This is a genomic window from Indolivaga capnocytophagoides (genome assembly GCF_036511535.1).
GTDB lineage: Bacteria > Bacteroidota > Bacteroidia > Bacteroidales > Dysgonomonadaceae > Dysgonomonas_A > Dysgonomonas_A capnocytophagoides.
In genome coordinates, this window is record NZ_AP028867.1 from 4,446,259 (window position 1) to 4,465,871 (window position 19,613).

At 39.3% G+C, this 19,613-nt stretch carries 15 protein-coding genes; 11 read left to right on the plus strand and 4 right to left on the minus strand.

Annotated elements, in window-relative coordinates:
- The first annotated feature begins 1 nt into the window (after position 1).
- Both AABJ51_RS17990 and AABJ51_RS17995 read left to right on the plus strand, forming a co-directional pair.
- Positions 2-2,125: a S46 family peptidase gene (locus AABJ51_RS17990; RefSeq protein WP_338373704.1), complete on the plus strand. Its 2,124-nt coding sequence runs from the start codon at positions 2-4 to the stop codon at positions 2,123-2,125.
- Between the two features lie 166 nt (positions 2,126-2,291).
- Positions 2,292-4,181 (plus strand): carbohydrate-binding domain-containing protein, encoded by a 1,890-nt coding sequence (locus AABJ51_RS17995; RefSeq protein WP_338373705.1) that lies wholly within the window; start codon positions 2,292-2,294, stop codon positions 4,179-4,181.
- Between the two features lie 82 nt (positions 4,182-4,263).
- On the opposite strand, the gene AABJ51_RS18000 is transcribed toward AABJ51_RS17995, so the two are convergent.
- From AABJ51_RS18000 to glsA, 4 genes are all read right to left on the minus strand, one after another.
- Positions 4,264-5,091 carry a metal ABC transporter permease gene (locus AABJ51_RS18000; protein WP_026625491.1) on the minus strand — a complete coding sequence of 276 codons (828 nt, stop codon included), beginning with the start codon at positions 5,089-5,091 and terminating at the stop codon, positions 4,264-4,266.
- 11 nt (positions 5,092-5,102) lie between these two features.
- Positions 5,103-6,326: a 3-phosphoshikimate 1-carboxyvinyltransferase gene (locus AABJ51_RS18005; protein ID WP_338373706.1), complete on the minus strand. Its 1,224-nt coding sequence runs from the start codon at positions 6,324-6,326 to the stop codon at positions 5,103-5,105.
- A gap of 297 nt (positions 6,327-6,623) precedes the next feature.
- Positions 6,624-7,697: a glycine N(alpha)-acyltransferase GlsB gene (gene glsB, locus AABJ51_RS18010; RefSeq protein WP_084158490.1), complete on the minus strand. Its 1,074-nt coding sequence runs from the start codon at positions 7,695-7,697 to the stop codon at positions 6,624-6,626.
- 160 nt (positions 7,698-7,857) lie between these two features.
- Entirely contained in the window at positions 7,858-8,691 is an 834-nt protein-coding gene (glsA, locus tag AABJ51_RS18015; protein WP_288210149.1) for a lyso-glycine lipid O-acyltransferase GlsA, read from the minus strand.
- A 334-nt stretch (positions 8,692-9,025) separates the two neighbouring features.
- On the opposite strand from glsA, the gene AABJ51_RS18020 reads away from it, so the two are divergent.
- From AABJ51_RS18020 to murG, 9 genes are all read left to right on the plus strand, one after another.
- Positions 9,026-9,484, plus strand: coding sequence for a division/cell wall cluster transcriptional repressor MraZ (locus AABJ51_RS18020; protein WP_026625488.1), 459 nt, complete (start codon positions 9,026-9,028; stop codon positions 9,482-9,484).
- Entirely contained in the window at positions 9,477-10,412 is a 936-nt protein-coding gene (gene rsmH, locus AABJ51_RS18025; protein ID WP_338373707.1) for a 16S rRNA (cytosine(1402)-N(4))-methyltransferase RsmH, read from the plus strand. Before AABJ51_RS18020 ends, rsmH begins: the two co-directional genes overlap by 8 nt.
- A 33-nt stretch (positions 10,413-10,445) precedes the next feature.
- Entirely contained in the window at positions 10,446-10,784 is a 339-nt protein-coding gene (locus tag AABJ51_RS18030; protein ID WP_321577311.1) for an FtsL-like putative cell division protein, read from the plus strand.
- A 91-nt stretch (positions 10,785-10,875) separates the two neighbouring features.
- The gene (locus AABJ51_RS18035; RefSeq protein WP_338373709.1) at positions 10,876-13,083 is read left to right on the plus strand and encodes a PASTA domain-containing penicillin-binding protein; all 2,208 of its coding nucleotides are present in this window, start codon (positions 10,876-10,878) and stop codon (positions 13,081-13,083) included.
- A gap of 27 nt (positions 13,084-13,110) precedes the next feature.
- Positions 13,111-14,568 (plus strand): UDP-N-acetylmuramoyl-L-alanyl-D-glutamate--2,6-diaminopimelate ligase, encoded by a 1,458-nt coding sequence (locus AABJ51_RS18040; RefSeq protein WP_338373710.1) that lies wholly within the window; start codon positions 13,111-13,113, stop codon positions 14,566-14,568.
- A gap of 24 nt (positions 14,569-14,592) precedes the next feature.
- Positions 14,593-15,855, plus strand: a complete 1,263-nt coding sequence (gene mraY / locus AABJ51_RS18045) for a phospho-N-acetylmuramoyl-pentapeptide-transferase (protein ID WP_338373711.1) — start codon at positions 14,593-14,595, stop codon at positions 15,853-15,855.
- Positions 15,856-15,865: 10 nt separating this feature from the next.
- A complete protein-coding gene (gene murD, locus AABJ51_RS18050) occupies positions 15,866-17,200 on the plus strand; it encodes a UDP-N-acetylmuramoyl-L-alanine--D-glutamate ligase (RefSeq protein ID WP_134435777.1) in 1,335 nt (444 codons plus the stop codon).
- 72 nt (positions 17,201-17,272) lie between these two features.
- Positions 17,273-18,475: an FtsW/RodA/SpoVE family cell cycle protein gene (locus AABJ51_RS18055; protein WP_026625481.1), complete on the plus strand. Its 1,203-nt coding sequence runs from the start codon at positions 17,273-17,275 to the stop codon at positions 18,473-18,475.
- Between the two features lie 29 nt (positions 18,476-18,504).
- Entirely contained in the window at positions 18,505-19,605 is a 1,101-nt protein-coding gene (gene murG / locus AABJ51_RS18060) for an undecaprenyldiphospho-muramoylpentapeptide beta-N-acetylglucosaminyltransferase (RefSeq protein ID WP_338373712.1), read from the plus strand.
- Positions 19,606-19,613 lie beyond the last annotated feature (8 nt).

The window sequence follows — 19,613 nt, forward strand, 5'->3', positions numbered from 1 at the left end:
GATGAAGAGAATCTTTTTATTGTTCGGAGCCTTGCTGACTTTGTCTGCTATCCATGCCGATGAGGGTATGTGGCTTCTGAAAGAATTAAATCGTCAAAGTGCTGCCCGTATGCAGGAATTGGGTTTCACTTTCCCTATCGATAGTGTATACAGTGAGAAAAATGCATCATTGAAAGATGCCGTTGTTATCTTCGGCGGAGGTTGTACCGGAGTTGCTGTATCTCAGGAGGGGTTGATATTTACAAATCACCATTGCGGATACGATGCTATTCAGAAGCATAGTTCAGTAGAACATGATTATCTGAAAGATGGTTTTGTTAGTCATTCGAATGCCGAAGAGTTATACACCGAAGGGCTTACCGTTTCGTTTCTGCAAAAAACAGAAGATGTAACCTCAGCTGTTACGGCAGGTGTTACAGACAATATGACCGAACACGAAAGAAATACAATCATAGATTCTCTATCTGTTAAAATTTTGGATCAATATAAAGGCAATGAGTTCTTAAATGCCCGTATCATTCCTTTCTATACCGGAAACAAATATTATCTGGTAGTTTATGAAGTATTCCGAGATGTTCGTATGGTGTTTGCACCGCCTTCATCAATCGGAAAATTCGGAGGTGATGCCGATAACTGGCAATGGCCTCGTCATACAGGAGATTTCTCTGTGTTCCGAGTGTATGCCAATAAAGATAATCAGGCTGCAAATTACAGCAGCGATAATGTTCCTTATAAACCTAAATATTCAGTACCGGTTTCTATAAAAGGATATAAAGACAAAGATTATGCGATGACTATCGGTTATCCGGGAAGTACAGAACGTTATTTGCCGTCATGGGGAATCTCTCAGATGATGACATCCGAAAATATCCCCCGTATAGAAGTTCGTACAATCAAACAGGATATCTGGCGTAAAGCAATGAATGCCGATGATGCTGTACGTATTAAATATTCAGTGAAATTCAGCCGCAGTTCAAACTATTGGAAAAATTCAATGGGTATGAATCAGGCATTGAGACGTCTTCATGTTTTGGAAGATAAACAGGCTCTGGAGTCTCGTTTGGCTGATTGGATAGAAAAGACACCTTCTGCAAAAGAAAAATACGGAGATGTTCTATCAAACTTGGATAATGCATATACCAGTACAATGGAACCCGCAAGGATAGCGACATATTTTGCCGAAACATTTAATAATGGCATTGAGCTTGTTCGTTTTGCAAATATAATCAGACAAACAGACTTGAGTGATAAAGAATTGGCCGCTGCCGCTGTAAGGTCTAAAATGGCTGATCTGTACAAAGATTATGTACCTGCTTTGGATAAACAGGTTATGCCTGCACTCCTTCGTTTCTATGCAGAGAAAGTTCCTGCAGGTTATCTACCTGATATTTACGGAACAATTAACAATAAATTCAAAGGAGACTACGATAAATATACCGACTGGGTATTTAAAAATACCAAGCTTACCGACATTAATACTTTAGCTACATTATTAGCTGATAAACCGATAAAAGAACTCGAAAAAGATCCGGCTATGGTGCTTGCGGCATCGGTTGCCGAATGCCGTTTGAAGATTCGTGAAGATCTTTCTTCTTACGATCCGATTATCGATAAAAATGCCCGTAAGTTTATGGCAGCTTTGATGGAAATGCAACCCGAAAAGACCTTTTCTCCGGATGCGAATTTCACTCAACGCTTAAGCTATGGATCGGTAGGAGGATACAACCCTGCAGATGCAGTATCTTATGATTACTACTCAACATCAAAAGGTGTATTGGAAAAAGAAAATAAAGATGATCCCGAATTTGCGGTTCAACAGTATATTCTTGATAATCTGAAAGCTGCTCAATGGGGTGGATATGCCGATGAAGATGGAACGATGCATGTAGGGTTCTTGTCAAACAATGACATTACCGGAGGAAACTCGGGCAGTCCTGTATTTAACGGAAAAGCAGAACTTATAGGTCTGGCTTTCGACGGTAACTGGGAAGCTTTGAGTGGTGATATTATTTTCGAGCCTAAACTTCAGCGTACTATAAGTGTCGATATCCGTTATGTATTATATACAATCGATAAGATAATGGGATGTCATCGTCTGATCGATGAGTTGAACATTCAAAAATAAAATATCTGAGATAGATATATGAAGGCTTTACCCTACACGGGTGAAGCCTTTTTTTATTCAGATTCATCAAATTCATCGTCTATATCTGCCTGTTTATCGATTTTTTTTGCATGTAGGACAAAAGATTATAATCTTAGTTCCCTTAAATCAAAAAGTATAAATGGATATGAAGTTAGAAAAATTTGGATTGTTTATTATTTCGTTAATGGCCGTCTTTGCATTATCATGCAGCAGTGACGATGATACTATTGACGATGGGGATACTCCTGATAGCGGAGGCACGGAAAATAATATCGATGAGGACTTTGTTACAAATACCAAGGACACCACTTTTGTAAATGCTGTAACTATTGATTTCTCGGGAACTACAGCTACTGTTACAAATCCTTTTTCCTCGGATGGGGTTACTGTTGTTGCGGACGGTGCAAATGTAGTGATAACATCCACCAATCAGAGTACGGAGGTCAATTACGTGTTATCGGGATCAACATCCTCAGGATCGGTGAAAATATATAGCGATTATAAGTTTGGAATAGGACTCAATGGTGTTGATATAATTAGTGCCGATGGTCCTGCTGTCAATATCCAATCCGGAAAGAAAGTTTCGGTTACTATGGTCGGGGGAACCTCTAACCGTTTGATCGATGGTACTACATATACTGCCAGCGGCGATGAAGATATGAAAGGGACTTTCTTTAGCGAAGGGCAGCTTGTATTCGATGGAGCAGGAAGCCTGCAGGTGCAAGGACGTTATAAGCATGGTATTGTCAGTGACGACTATATACGTATAAAAGGCGGGACTGTAAAAGTTGCAGGGGCTGCTAAAGATGCAATTCATGCCAATGATTATGTCCGTATCGATGGAGGTACTATCAATCTTGTTTCTACGGGCGATGGCATAGAATGTGAAGAAGGATACATTGAGCTTAACGGGGGGACTATCAGTATTAACAGTGCAGACGGAGATGCCGTAAAAACGTCTTATTCGGATACCGATACCTCTATTACTCCTTATATAATAGTAAACGGCGGAACATTAGATATAACAATAAGCGGCAAGGCTTCAAAGGGTTTGAAAAGTAAAGGCGATATAACCATTACAGCAGGAACTCTTAACTTCACTTCTACAGGAGATGCCTATTATGATACGGATGATGCCGATATTTCATCTTCTGCAGCAATCAAAGCAGATGGTAACTTCTTGATGCAGGGAGGGAGTGTAACTATTACCAGCTCGGGAAGTGGTGGTAAGGGTATTAATATTGACGGAACATTGACTGTTGATGATGGAATCATTTCTGTTACTACTACCGGAGATCAGTTTAAATATCAGAATGATGATACTGCCGCCAAAGCCATAAAAAGCGATGGTAACCTGACTGTAAACGGCGGAACAATCACCATAAAAACATCCAAGACTGAAGCTGAGGGACTTGAAAGTAAGGCTACTCTAACTATCAACGGCGGAACAATAGAGATCGAAGCTTACGATGATTGTATAAATGCATCCAACCACATAGCAATAAACGGTGGCAATGTATATTGCTATAGCCAGACTAATGATGGTATTGATTCGAATGGAACTTTGACCATTACGGGTGGTACTATTATTTCATCAGGAACAACTGCCCCCGAAGAAGGGTTTGATTGTGACAATAATACATTCAAGATTACAGGAGGAACTCTTGTCGGATTCGGAGGTGCAACCAGTACGCCAACATCGAGTGTGAGTACTCAATATTCTGTGATATATGGGGCTACAGGAACAGCTAATCAGCTGATTCATATCGAAGCAGCTGATGGTACTTCTATCATGACCGTGAAAGTGCCACGCGCGTACAGCAGCCAAATGACAATGTTGTTTAGTACTCCGGCAATAAAATCAAATACTTCATATACCATCTATACTGGAGGAAGTACTTCCGGAGGTACTGATTTTCACGGATTATATAGCGGAACGACATATACAAAGGGAACTTCGGCTAAAACATTTACTACATCTTCAGTAGTAACAACCGTTGGTAGTGTTTCTTCCGGCGGAGGCGGAGGACGCTGATGCTGTAGAGTATGGAAAAGATATAAAGAAAAGGACGCCGAATATCATATTCGGCGTCCTTTTCTTTATATCTAATTTTGATCTATGCCTTAGTCGGCTCTACCTTCATTATTTTGCATTGAATGCGGCATATAAAATATATGGCAATCAGGGTAAAGATAATAAATGCTCCTGATGGCACATTGATATATGCTGACAATATCAGTCCCGATATACATCCGATTAATCCGAATAATATAGACAGGAATATTATTTTCGAATAGTTGGCTGTATATAAATTAGCTGTCATCTGTGGAATTGTAAGCAAAGACATCAGTAATACGACTCCGACAAGCCGGATAATCAGCACGATAGAAACAGCTATGAAAAACATCATAGAATACTCTATCAATTTTATCGGAAGGTGTCTGGTTCTGGCAAAATCAGGATCGAATGATGTGTATAGTATTTCTTTTCGGAAAAAGAAGAATACGAGACTTAACACTATAGATAGTGCAATAAATAAGTATATATCTGTACGGGTTATGGTCAGTATATTGCCGAAAAGATAATCGGAAAGATTGGGTGCAAATCCGGCTTTCAGATAAATACAGATAATACCGATAGCCATACCGAACGACCAAAATGCACCGATTGCAGAATCTTCTCTAACCCCTTGCCGTGATGAAAACCATTGGATGCCAAAAGCGGAAAACACAGAGAATATAAGTGCCGATACAAACGGATTAATGCCTGCATAAAAACCGATACCTAGTCCGCCCAGAGAAGCATGGGTTATACCTCCACTGATAAAAACCAGCCGTTTGACAACAATATAAGTGCCTATAATACCACATACGATGCTCGCAAAAATACTCCCAAGAAGGGCATTGCTGAAAAAATCGTACTGAAATAATTCTAAAAAATTCATTAGTGAAAAACTCAAATTTCTTTGATATCAAAGCCAACTTTATTCAGATCATTCCAATAATTAGGATATGATTTGGAAACAACCTTTGGTTCGTTGATCTTCAAATGTGTAAGCTTGATTGCAGCCGGAGCGAAAGCCATAGCCATGCGGTGATCTTCGTAAGTCGCAATGACCGGATCATTTTCCGCATCGCATCTTTCTCCATTCCATTCCAGAATGCTGTCTTTGCTGTCTGTGAGAAGATAGCCTAATTTTTTCATTTCGGCTTTAAGTGCTTCTATTCTGTCTGTCTCTTTAATTTTTAGAGTTTGCAAACCTGTAAATAGAAAAGGTATGTTTTTAAGGCAGCATGTTACAACAAATGTTTGAGCCAGGTCGGGTTCATTCACGAAGTTGTGGAACATTTTTTTCGCAAAGCGGTCTGTCTTGGTTAATATGACACCATTTTCTGTATATTTGGTATTGACACCGAGATCTATAAACAGATCGGCAACTTTAGAATCGCCCTGTCCGCTGTCTTTAAATAAACCTCTCAGTTCTACCTCTGCATGATCTGCCAGAGCTACTATTTCGTACCAATACGATGCAGCCGACCAATCAGACTCGACAATGTACTTTACAGGTTTGTATTCGTTCGGATATATTTTGATCACGTTTTCCGACCAATCGGCTTTGACACCGAATTCAGCCATCATTTTTAATGTGAGTTTGATGTACGGTATGGAAATTACGTCTCCTTCGAGATGTATGGTCAGCCCTTTTTCCATTGTCGGAGCAATCATCAAAAGGGCGGAGATAAACTGTGAACTGATCCCTCCCGAAAGATAAACTTCTCCTCCGTTTAGTGCTTTACCTCGTATTTTAAGTGGCGGATAACCTTTTGTCTGCAGATATTCGATATGTGCACCGATTGCATTCAGAGCTTCCACCAGAACATTTATCGGACGTTTTTGCATTCTTTCGGTTCCGGTGATAGTCCATTCTCCGGGTATATGAGACAAATATGCGGTCAAAAATCTCATGGAGGTTCCGGCTGCACCGATATCAATGGCATTTGTATCGGACGAAAAAGCATCGACCATAACCCGTGTATCATCACAATCCGAAAGATTTTCGATAGGATAGGGACTGTTGCTTAATGCTTTTAAGATAAGGGCACGGTTGCTTATACTTTTAGATGCTGCCAATTGTATTTCTCCGTTGATTGTATTTGTACCTCTTATTTCGTATTTCATTATTGTAATAATAGTAAGTATTTTTTAGAGTCTGTTTAAATTTTATAGCTAAGCTTTTTTATAGCAGAAAAAGCAGCTAAGAATTAGCTTGAAGAGCCTTAATGAAAATTTTCGCTAAAATATAAATAGGCTCTTAGACTTAGCAGATTGTAAACTGTGAGTTGACAGTTGAAAATAATCTCTATTCTCAACTGTTATTGATCACAAAAAGGTCAGAGACCTTACAAATATACGAAAAGCTTGTTTATAAGACTAATCGTTATACGAAGTTTAAAATGATCAGAATCTAATCCTCAATTATTCAGGACGGCGTTTTCTGGTGAAACGACCTGTTGCTTTACCTTGTTTGCCGGATTTACCGGTTTTATAAGATCCCCAGTTATAAGAACTCCAGCTCCAGTTAATCATTTGTCTGAGTCTTTTTAAAAATCGTTTCGAAGGTTTATCCAGTAGATACGACTCTATGTGTCTTTTACGTTTTTCCTCCAGAATTTCGTCTTTGTCGATAAGTATTCCGGTCTCTTCCACATTTCCGAATGTATCATTGATTGCTGTTCCGAATACTTTCATACGGGGAGATAATCCCATGTAAGCGTTTACCAACGGAGGAATATTGATTCCCAATTTTCTGACCGATGTGTTTAATATTTTGTAATCACTTTTTAGATCGTCTTCGGTGAAAAGCCGCTTTAAGATTCTCTTGTCGGTTTCTATATTGAGGCTTTGTTTGGGATATATGAGGTGTTCGGGATCGGGAAAATGCTTGTTCATGAAATACAAGATCATATCCCTTGCCTGAGAATTGTATGTATCGTACATTGTTACTTTTCCGAAAAAATACTTCATGGTCGGATCGGCAACGGATAGTGCGCCTAAACCATCCCATAGATTATCAAGGGCAAATATTCCTTTCGAGCCTGCTCTGGTGCTTTGGTATTCGAGGGATACAAAAGATCTGCCCAACTCAATAGTATACGGAAGGTATTCTTTGTTGAACTTTTCAGAAAAATGAAACAGGTGAGACGTTGCAAGTATGGGTTCTCCGTTGGAGTCGAACTGTATATCGGGACCGCATATAAAACGATAACCGCCAAGTATTTCTTCGGCTTCGGGATTCCATACTATCAATTGTTTGTATGGATTGTCCATCGTGTCGTATTCATCTATGTCGGTGCTTTTTCCTGTACCTCCGCCATAGTATCTGAATGCGATTTCGCGTAGACGCCCTATCTCCTTCATAGTGTTTGGGGAGTTGTGGTGCGTGATGATATATATTTCGTTGTTAGCCTTATTTGTTTTACGTAAGAACTTGTCTTTCGTCAATTCGGCTTTGATTAGAGCTTTGTCTACTTCAGCAATAATATTTTCCATCTTTATACTAAGTAAGGTCTCAAACCTATTTATTACTTTGGTAAATGAAACAGCCAAAGCTTGTTGTTATTCAAAAATCGATAATTACTACAATTCATTACTTAAAAGAAAATGTTTCGGTTATTCATATTTGCCGATCAATTCAGCCGTTTGTACAGCTCTAATCTAACTTATAAGTAATATTTTTGACTTCGTCAGCCCATTGCTGCGGAGTTTTCGATTTATCAAAGGTTTCCCATTTGACAGGCTCTCCGAAAGTGATGGTAAACGTCTGATGCTTATTCTTAAACATCTCGTCAGGAAGAAACAGCATTTCAATATTGAATTTAATACCTAAAGCTTTTCTGCAATTTGCAAATCTATAAAAGAAATTCGAATTACGGGCATTGAAATGTACGGGAATAACATCCCGTTTAGTTTCAATGGCTTTATGTATGAACGATTTTTGCCATTGAAGGTCTATGATTTTACCTCCGGTTTTGCGTGAACATATTCCTGCCGGAAAGGTGATTATTTGATCATCAGATAAATATGCGTCATTTATTGCCTTGGCTTTATCCTTTGCCTGTTTTCCGTATTTATTCACGGGGACAAATATCGGTTGAAGGTTTTTTATGTAGTAAAGGAGATCATTGACAAGATACTTGATTCTTTTATCAAATTTCTTTCCAACAATCGCAGACAGGCAGATTCCGTCTAATCCGCCAAGCGGATGATTCGATACGAAGATGTATCTTCCGTTTTTATCAATATTTTCGAGTCCGTTGATTTTCAGCTTGAGGTCGAAATATCCGACAACAGCATCCATAAAATCTACTCCGTACCTGTCTTTGTAGATCGTTAAGATTTCGTTTAACTCATCAATATGTACTTTCTTCTTTAAATACCTGAGGATAAATGAAGGTGTTTTAGCGTATAGCTTCGGAGCTTTGCTTTTAAATATCTTGTCAAGATCCAAAGTGTTTAAAGCAGCTTTCTCTTCAAGGTCTTCCATCTTCTGATTAAAATTCAATGATCTGTTTTATAGCCTAATTCGGATTGCCTTATTTCCGATAAAAGAGGCCTGACGCCTTTAATTTTCCTGAAAGCGTAAAGATAACTTTTTTATAAGAATGAAGACTAAGTGTTCGGGTTTTATTGAATCTGATTTCATTTTTTTTAGTAAATCTGATTGAAATGTTGTAAGCCCTTAATGTGTTGAATATTAGAAAAGTTGCACTGTTGAAAACTTTTTTTAAAAACTTGGTGTTTTAAAGTGGGGCAAAGTGGATAATTTTATAACTTTACGCTCTATATGTAAAAATAAGGAGTAAAAGCTTAATTGTGATATGCAATTTCTGGGGAGTATAGATGCAAAGATAGATGCGAAAATGAGGGTTTTCGTGCCTGCGGCCTTTCGAAAAGTGTTGCAAGGTGTGGCTCAGTCTGCGTTTGTTCTTCGCAAAGACCTTTTTCAGGATTGTTTGGTATTGTATCCTGTGGATGTTTGGGATGCGGAGGTTCAGCATTTGCGTAGCCGTCTCAATCGCTGGGATAAATCTCATCAGCAGTTGTTCCGCCAGTTTGTAGTCGATGCAGAACGTCTTGATGTCGATGCCAGTGGGCGTATATTGATTCCTAAGCGTTATTTGCAGATGGTGGGGATTGAGGCTGAAATTCAATTCTTGGGAGTTGATAACACAATCGAGATTTGGCGAAAAGACCGCTTAGCTGAAACTTTTATCGATCCGTCTGATTTTGGTATGCAGATTCAGGAAATAATGAATAAAGAGAATCCGAATGGCTGAAAATAAAGATAAATTAATTGTTGCAGACGGATATCACGTTCCGGTATTGTTAATGCCGAGTGTCGACGGAATGGATATTCATTCCGGAGATGTCTGTGTTGATGTTACATTCGGAGGCGGAGGGCATTCCCGTGAGATCTTATCCCGTTTAGGGGAAGATGGGCGTCTTTATGTGTTTGATCAGGATGAAGATGCTATCCATAATATAACAGGAGATTCTCGTCTTACTTTTATAAGGAGTAATTTCAGGTATCTGAAAAATTTCCTTAAATACCATCATGTAGAATCTGTTAATTCGGTTTTAGCTGACTTGGGTGTGTCTTCACATCATTTCGATGATGATCAGAGAGGGTTTTCTTTTCGTTTTGAAGATGGAGATCTTGATATGAGAATGAATCGGCAGGCGGGTGTTTCTGCAGCTCAGGTCTTGAATGAGTATGAGGAAGGGGATTTAGCGAATGTTTTCTATTTGTATGGAGAGTTGAAGCAGTCTCGTCAGATTGCATTTAAAATAGTGGCAAGACGAAAAGAAAAGCCATTCAGAAAAATTAAAGACCTGCTCGATATTCTTACACCTTATACTAAAGGTGGAAAGGAGAAAAAAATACTGGCTCAGGCATTTCAGGCTCTGAGGATAGAGGTTAATCAGGAAATGGATGCCCTGAAAGAGATGCTCGAACAGGCAAAAGATCTTCTTGTTTCCGGAGGTAGATTATCTGTTATAACCTACCATTCATTAGAAGATCGCTTGGTGAAGAATTTTTTTAAGACAGGAAATTTTGAGGGGAATGTGGATAAAGATTTTTTCGGAAATGTGAATACTCCATTTATCCTTGTTAATAATAAAGTAATCGTTCCTTCGGATGACGAACAGGCTCTGAATCCCAGATCAAGAAGTGCTAAGTTAAGAATCGCTGAAAAGAAATAAGGGCTCACATCTCGTAACTCGTAATTGTTGATTATGCCATTGAAATTAAAAGATATACGAAAAAGTACAATGCATGTATTAAGCGGAACAATCCTTACCGAGGATTTCTTCCTGAAGAATACACGCTTTATGCTTGTTGTCTTTGTGATCATTATTCTATATATAAGTAATAGGTATAGCTGTATTGCGAAAAAAGCCGAGATAGAGTCGTTGAAGATCGAAATGAAAGACGTTAAATACGAATCATTGACGATATCTTCTGAGTTGACCAGCGTAAGCAGGCAGACAAGAGTTCAGTCTCTTGTGGATGATAATGGGTTAGAGCTTCGGTCGCCTACCGAACCTGCTTATAAAGTTAAGGAGAAAGAGTGAGTTGAATGAGGACCGCGAAAGTTCAATACTGTGTGTTTTAGATTCGGCTTTGAATTTCATCTGAATTGTCAAGGCGATAAAGAAAGGATATATGGCAAAAAATGAAAATAGTATAAAAGGCAAGAAGCAAACGATCATAAACCGCTATGGGTTTATCGTTTTTCTGTTTCTGGCCATCTTTGTTGCCATACTGGTGTATATAGTGCGTATCATGTTTGTCGAAGGTGACCAATGGCGTGCTTTGGGGATTAAAGAAACAGTAAAAAAAGATAGGGAGATAAAGCCCAACAGAGGGAATATATATGCCGATGATGGCAGGCTTTTGGCTACAAGCGAGCCTCTTTACGGTGTTTATATCGACTTTATGGCAGAAGGTATACGTAAGGATACTTTGATGAAGTATGTCGGAGACTTATCCGTAGCTTTAGCGCGTAAGTATCCTGATAAGAATGCGACTCAATATAAAAATCTCATACTGAACGGCTGGGATTTAAGCCGTAGGGAGTTAAATCAAATAGAACAAATTAAAGAGAGTGGCTCGAAGAAGAAATTCAGACCGAAAAGCCGATATATCCGTCTTATAAAACGTGATGTAAATTATGTGGAGCTGAAAGAATTACGTACATATCCGTTTCTTAATCAGAGATCGAACCGCACAGGTATGATTGTCGAAGAACGTTCGATGAGGGCAAAACCATTTGGACGTTTAGCCGGACGTACAGTGGGTTCTATATATAAAGATATAGATAAAGGGGGATCAAGTGGTGTCGAATTAAAGTATGATTCGATATTAAGGGGAAAGCCCGGAGTGAAAAGCCGTCAGAAAATACAAGGACGCTGGCTTGATGTTGTAGAAGTTCCTGCTGAAGATGGTTGGGATGTAAAAACTACATTAGATGTAGATATTCAGGACATAACCGAAAAGGCTTTATATTCGAAATTAGAAGAGACCGGAGCTGAATCCGGAACAGCTATCATTATGGAGGTTGCAACAGGAGAGATCAAAGCAATCTCGAATCTCGACCGGATGCCTGATGGCAGTTATGCCGAAGGAAATCCCAATGCTTTTTCTTACATGAGTGAGCCGGGATCGACATTTAAAACTCTTTCCGTGATGATTGCTCTCGAAGATGGAGTTGTAACTCCTGATGAGAAATTTCATGTAGGAACAGGACTTTTTCAATATGGCGGCCGTACTGTAAGAGATCACTATTGGAGGCATGGAGCTGATAGAGGAGACCTTACCGTGGCGCAAGGGATACATATATCATCTAATATCGTTGTATCTAAAGTTATACTGAAAGGTTATGAGAATAATCCGGAAAAATATGTTCAGCGAATTTATGATACCGGAATAACAAAAAAAATAGATTGGGATGTACCTTTGCAAGGAAAAGAAGGTACGGCAATTATACGCCATCCCAATGATAAATCGCATTATTGGTCAAGAACCACTTTGCCCTGGATGTCATTCGGATACGAAACTCAAATACCTCCTATATATATATTGATGTTTTATAATGGTATAGCTAACGGAGGTAAAATGATAAAGCCATTTATAACAAAGGCTTTCATGCATGATGGAAAAATAGAGAAAGAATTTACTACAGATATCATTAACCCATCGCTTTGTTCGCCCAAAACATTGGAAGAGATACAACAAATGCTGGTTGGTGTTGTAAATGAAGGAACAGGTAAGTTTGTCGGATCCAAATCTTTCCAGATTGCCGGAAAGACAGGTACTGCAATGATTGCATCGGAGGGACGCTACGGAAGTGGTTATTACGTGTCTTTCTGTGGATATTTTCCGGCTGAAAAACCGATGTACACTTGTTTTGTCGGAATAAGAAGACCTAAAGGTGTTCCATCCGGAGGATTGATGCCCGGAGGGGTTTTTAAACAGATAGCAGAACAGGTATATGCACGGAAAGTGTACATGGCTCCTTCGGCTTGTAAGCCCGATACTGCATTATTGATGACTCCTTATGTGAAAAGCGGTTCCAAGAAGGATTTGGAGCTAGTGCTTAGCAGTCTTAATTTACCTTATACACCATCTCAGGATGATGCGGAATGGGTTGTTGCAACTCCTTCTATCAATAAGATAGATCTGAGAAAGAATGTGATAGAGAATGGTCTCGTTCCCGATGTTAAGGGAATGGGTGCCCGCGATGCTCTTTTCGTATTGGAAAGAATGGGGCTGCGGGTACGGATTCAGGGCTACGGTAGAGTCGTTTCTCAATCGATGCCTTCGGGCAGTCGTATTGTCAGAGGTTCTTCGATCTCATTAGAATTGAAATAAAAAATTACAAGATAAAATAAGAAAACTATGAAGTTGCAAGAGTTAGTGTCAAATATTCAGGTTGATATAATTGATACACATGGCGATAAAGATGTTGATGTAAAAGGAATTGCTTCGGACTCGCGTAAAGTCTCGGAAGGCTTTGCTTTTATTGCAGCTCAAGGCGTTCAGGTCGATGGTCATGAATTCATAAGTAAGGCTATCGAATCGGGAGCTAAAGTTATAATATACGACAGAGATATAGCAGATACGGTATCGGATGTTACCTATATAAAAGTAAAAGACAGTGCCGATGCAATAGGTAAGTTGGCTTCGGCATGGTTCGGAAACCCATCCCAGAAATTGCAGTTGGTTGGTGTTACCGGAACAAACGGAAAAACAACAACAGCAACTTTATTATATAAAATGTTTCGTCAATTGGGATATGGAGCAGGTCTTCTGTCTACTGTATGCAATTATGTAAACGATGATGAATATCCGGCTACTCATACGACGCCTGATCCTATATCGTTAAATGAATTTTTGGCAAAAATGGTTGATGACGGATGCGAATACGCTTTTATGGAAGTGAGTTCACATGCTATACACCAGAAAAGAATAAGCGGATTGTTGTTCAGAGGTGGTATTTTTACCAATCTGACACAGGATCATCTTGATTATCATAAGACAATGCAGGAATATCTGAAAGCTAAGAAGTTATTCTTTGATAATCTGCCCGAATCAGCATTCGCTCTTACCAATGTGGATGATAAAAACGGATTGGTAATGCTTCAGAATACAAAAGCCGAAAAGCATACTTATTCAGTAAAATCATTAGGAGATTTTAAGGCCCGCATTCTCGAAAAGCATTTCGATGGAACAGCTATTGAAATTAATGGACGTGAATTGGAAGTCCAATTTGTAGGAGTATTCAATGTCTATAATTTACTGGCGGTTTATGGAGCAAGTATATTGTTAGGTCAAGATATCGAAAAAGTTCTGGTGATATTAAGTACACTTAAATCTGTTGCTGGTCGTTTCGAAACGATAAGATCTAAAGACGGTTTTACTGCAATTGTAGATTATGCGCACACTCCGGATGCTCTGACTAATGTTTTGAACGCCATTCATGATGTTCTTGACGGAGGAGGACGGGTTATAAGTGTCGTGGGCTGCGGAGGAAACAGGGATAAAACCAAACGTCCGATTATGGCTCAGGAATCGGTAAGATTGAGTGATCAGGTTATTCTAACGTCGGATAATCCCCGATTTGAGGAACCTCAATCTATCATAGATGATATGGTTGCAGGTCTTGATCCTGTTCAGATGAAAAAAACATTGTGTATTGTTGAGAGGGAACAAGCTATAAAAACAGCTTGTGCTTTAGCCAAAAGCGGAGACGTTATTCTTATAGCAGGTAAGGGACATGAGGATTATCAGGATGTAAAAGGTGTGAAACACCACTTTGATGATCGGGAGGTTGTAAAAGCAATTTTAGGTTTGTAGAATAAGTTAAACATATATTATATAATGCTGTATTATCTTTTTAATTATTTGGATACCTTAGACTTCCCCGGTGCGGGTATGTTTAAATATGTATCATTCAGGGCAGCTGTGACTATATTGCTATCCTTGATTATATCTACTGTTATAGGTCGAAGGATTATCGATAAACTTCAGGTATTGCAGATCGGCGAGATTGTGCGTAATCTGGGGCTCGAGGGTCAGTTAAGTAAAAAAGGAACTCCTACGATGGGGGGTGTTATAATTATTATCGCAATAATAGTTCCCGTTTTACTGTTGGCACGTCTGGAGAACGTATATATAATATTGATGCTTATAACTACTGTGTGGCTGGGGTCTTTAGGATTTCTGGATGATTATATTAAAGTATTCAAAAAAGATAAAGAAGGTTTGCACGGCAAATTCAAGATAATAGCTCAGATTGGTCTTGGTCTTATTGTTGGATTGACTTTATATCTGAGCCCATCTGTAATAGTAAAAGAGAATACCGAAGTACGGAATACCGAAGACATAATAGAACGGGTTACTTATACTGTCGAGGGAGTAAAGTCTACACAGACCACTATTCCTTTCTTCAAGAATAATAATCTGGATTATGAGTCGCTTGTTTTCTTTATGGGGGAATATTCAAGTGCTGCAGCTTGGTTCTTATTTGTTTTGGTTGTAATATTCATTGTTACAGCTGTATCCAATGGTGCTAATTTAACAGACGGACTAGACGGTTTAGCGGCTGGGAGTTCAGCCGTGATAGGGGTTACGCTCGGTATTTTGGCTTATGTGTCAGGGCACGTTGAGTTTGCTTCTTACCTGAATATCATGTTTATTCCGGGAAGTGAAGAACTGGTTGTCTTCGCAGCTGCATTTATCGGGGCTACTGTCGGGTTTCTTTGGTATAATGCGTTTCCTGCACAGGTGTTTATGGGAGATACAGGTAGTTTGACTTTAGGAGGTATAATCGGTGTGTTTGCCGTGATTATTCATAAAGAACTTTTGTTGCCGATTCTTTGCGGAGTTTTCTTTGTTGAAAGTATCTCGGTGATGATGCAGGTGTTCTATTTTAAATTTACAAAGAAGAAATATGGTGAAGGTCGCCGTATTTTCAAAATGACTCCGTTGCATCATCATTTTCAGAAAGCAGGAAATTCGGGAATACAGGCATTGATACAAAAGCCGTTTAATCCTGTTCCTGAATCTAAAATAGTAGTACGTTTCTGGATTATAGGTATCATATTGGCTGCCATAACACTGATAACATTGAAGATGAGATAATTTCGAATATATGAAAAGGATAGTAATACTTGGTGGAGGCGAAAGTGGTGCAGGATCAGCGATTCTTGCACAGGCTAAGGGTTTTGATGTATTTCTTTCGGATAATGGATCTTTACAGGAAAAATATAAAGAAGAACTATCGGGAAAGAATATCAGCTTCGAAGAAAAAGGACATACGGAAAGCCTTATTCTTTCAGCGGACGAGATTATCAAAAGTCCAGGTATCCCGGAAGATGCTCCATTGATTGTTGCTGCCCGTTCAAAAAATATTCCGGTAATTTCGGAAATTGAATTTGCAGGACGTTATACCTCTGCTAAAAAGATCTGTATAACCGGTAGTAACGGCAAAACCACGACTACCAGTCTTATATATCATATTTTACAATCAGCCGGACTGAATGTTGGATTAGGCGGTAATATCGGACGGAGTTTTGCCCGTCAGGTTGCAGAGAATAATTTCGATTACTATGTCTTGGAATTGAGCAGTTTTCAGTTGGATGATATGTATGATTTCAAGGCGGATATTGCTATTCTTCTGAATATTACTCCTGATCATTTGGATAGGTATGATCATAAAATGCAAAATTACGTTGACGCCAAGATGCGGATTATCCGTAATCAAACTAAGGCGGATGCTTTTATATACTGGGCGGAAGATCCGATTGTAACTGTCGAAGTAGAAAAGCTACATCCTCAGGCTACAATATATACATTTGCAGAATCCGAAAAAGAAGGGGTTTCTGCATATTCCGATGATAAAAAAATATTTATACATACACCAAAATCTGTATTTGAGATGGAACAAGATTTATTAGCATTAACAGGTACTCACAATCTGTATAATTCTTTAGCTTCCGGTATCACAGCCAAACTGTTGGATATTACAGATGATAAGTTACGTCAGTCGTTAAGCGATTTCAAAGGTGTGGAACACCGTTTGGAGAAAGTCGCTGATGTGAAAGGCATTCACTTTATTAACGACTCGAAAGCCACTAATGTTAATTCCTGCTGGTATGCACTGAAGAGTATGAAATCTAAAGTGGTGCTTATTCTGGGAGGAAAAGACAAAGGAAATGACTATACTGAGATTGAAGAGCTTGTAAAATCTAAAGTGCATGCTTTAGTTTTCTTAGGTGTGGATAATTCAAAACTGCACAAGTTCTTCGATGGTAAAGTCGATAGAATTGAAGATGCCGGCTCAATGGAAGAAGCTGTAACAAAAGCATATCAGCTTGCTGATGCCGGAGATGCGGTCCTTTTGTCGCCATGTTGTGCAAGTTTTGACTTGTTTAAGAGTTATGAAGACCGCGGAGACCAGTTTAAATATTGGGTACGTAAGCTTTAAAAAATCAATTTGAAAATTAGATAATGAGCCGATAAAAGGGGACATTATCCAGTTTACTAATTTACATATTGAATGAACATCTTTGAACGTATATTTAAAGGTGATAAAACAATCTGGTGTATATTTATTGCACTATGTATCATATCACTTCTCGAGGTATTTAGTGCTTCGAGTACGATTGTTTATCGCCAGCACAATCACTGGGGACCGATTTTCCGTCATGCAGTCTTTTTGATGATCGGTTTCGGTGCTGTAGTATTCCTGCAAAGAGTGCCTACAAGGTATTTTTCGGGAATGATACTGCTTGTGCCTTTGTCATGGGTGTTGCTTATTATGACCATGTTTCTCGGTTCGGATGTAAACGGGGCGCAGCGGTGGCTTGGTGTAGGCGGAGTGTTTACTATACAGCCTTCGGAGATAGCCAAACTTGCTTTGATGGGATATGTTGCATTCTTTTTGAGTAAATTAAAGGATAACAATCAGTCGCAGGTATTTAAATTTTTACTTGTAGGTATCGGTATTACATGTGCACTCATTATTACCGAGAACTTATCTACAGCTTGTTTGCTGCTGTTTGTCTGCTACCTGATGATGTTTATCGGACAAGTCGATCTTAAAAAGTTGGGATTGATAGCTCTGGTTGGTATCGTTTCTATTACATTATTGGTAGGTATGTTGACTCTGATTCCCGCTTCTACCGCTAAAGCCTATCTGCCTGATCGTTTTGCAACATGGCAGGCACGTATCGATAGGCACTCTTCGGCAGAGGAAGAAGGTGCTGAAAATGGAGGAGAGTATAAGATTACAGATGAAAATTATCAGGTATCACATGCCAAAATAGCTATTGCTAATGGCAAGATTATAGGACTGCCGGGAAGTGGAACCGAAAGGGATTTTCTACCGCAGGCTTATTCCGATTTTATTTTTGCTATAATTCTGGAGGAAATGGGGCTTCTCGGAGGTCTGTTTACTCTTTTACTATATGTCGCATTGATGATTCGGGCTGGAATTTTAGCTTCGAAGTGCGAAAAATTATTTCCCCGTTATTTACTGCTCGGAGCAGCCTTGCTTATAACTATACAGGCATTGGCGAATATGGCTGTGGCGGTAAATCTTATTCCGGTAACAGGACAGCCTTTGCCGCTTATAAGTAGAGGAGGAACATCTACGATCATAACGTGTGTGTACTTCGGTATTATTCTGGCATGTTCGAATGCTAAAGAAGACGAGCATGAAGACGTAGATGAGAGTATTGCAAATGTTGATTACGAATAAGGTCTGAGACCTTAATATTATAAAGATTTATGAGAGTAATAATAAGTGGAGGAGGTACGGGAGGACATATATTTCCGGCGATATCGATAGCTAACGCAATTAAACTGCGTTATCCGGATGCTAAAATATTGTTTGTTGGAGCAGAAGATCGTATGGAAATGACGCGTGTACCTGCTGCCGGTTATGAAATTGTAGGTCTGCCTGTTGCCGGTTTCAATAGATCAGCTTTATTGAAGAATATTGTTGTTTTGAAGAAATTGGCTACAAGTTTGTTAAAAGCTCGGAAAGTAGTTAAAACTTTCAAACCCGATATTGCTATCGGAGTAGGAGGGTATGCCAGCGGGCCATTGTTGAAAATGGCGTCCCGTTTGGGTGTACCTACATTGGTGCAGGAGCAAAATTCGTATGCTGGTGTAACTAATAAATTACTTGCCGAAAAAGCTGCCCGTATTTGTGTTGCTTATGAAGGTATGGAACGGTTCTTTCCGAAAGAAAAAATCGTACTTACAGGTAATCCCTGCCGTCAGGATCTGGAAACGAATGTATTGCAAGAAGAGGCCTTGACGTTTTTTAACCTCGATCCGATGAAAAAAACAATTTTGGTGATAGGAGGAAGCCTTGGTGCGAAGACGATAAACCAGAGTATCCTCCATAATCTGCTGCTGTTGGCTGAATCGGGAGTACAGGTTGTATGGCAGGCCGGAGAACGGTATCTGCATGAATTGACGATGTCTCTGCAGAGTAAAGAAAAATCTGAAAATATTCATCTGTATGATTTTATCAATCGGATGGATTTAGCATATAAGGTTGCGGATCTGGTTGTATCCAGAGCAGGAGCCGGATCAATCTCTGAATTGAGTATACTGGGCAAGCCTGTCATATTGGTGCCTTCGCCCAACGTTGCAGAAGATCATCAGACAAAAAATGCACAAGCATTGGTAGATCATCATGCTGCTGTGATGATAAAAGATGCGGATGCTCAAAATGAACTGATTCCGATGGCTGTGAAGATCGTAAAGAATAATGATACTTTAAGGATATTGTCCGACAATATCAAAAAGATGGCATTGCCCGATTCTGCAAACCGTATAGTGGACGAAATCGAAAAGATAATAAACTCAAAGGCTTAAGAAGCGAA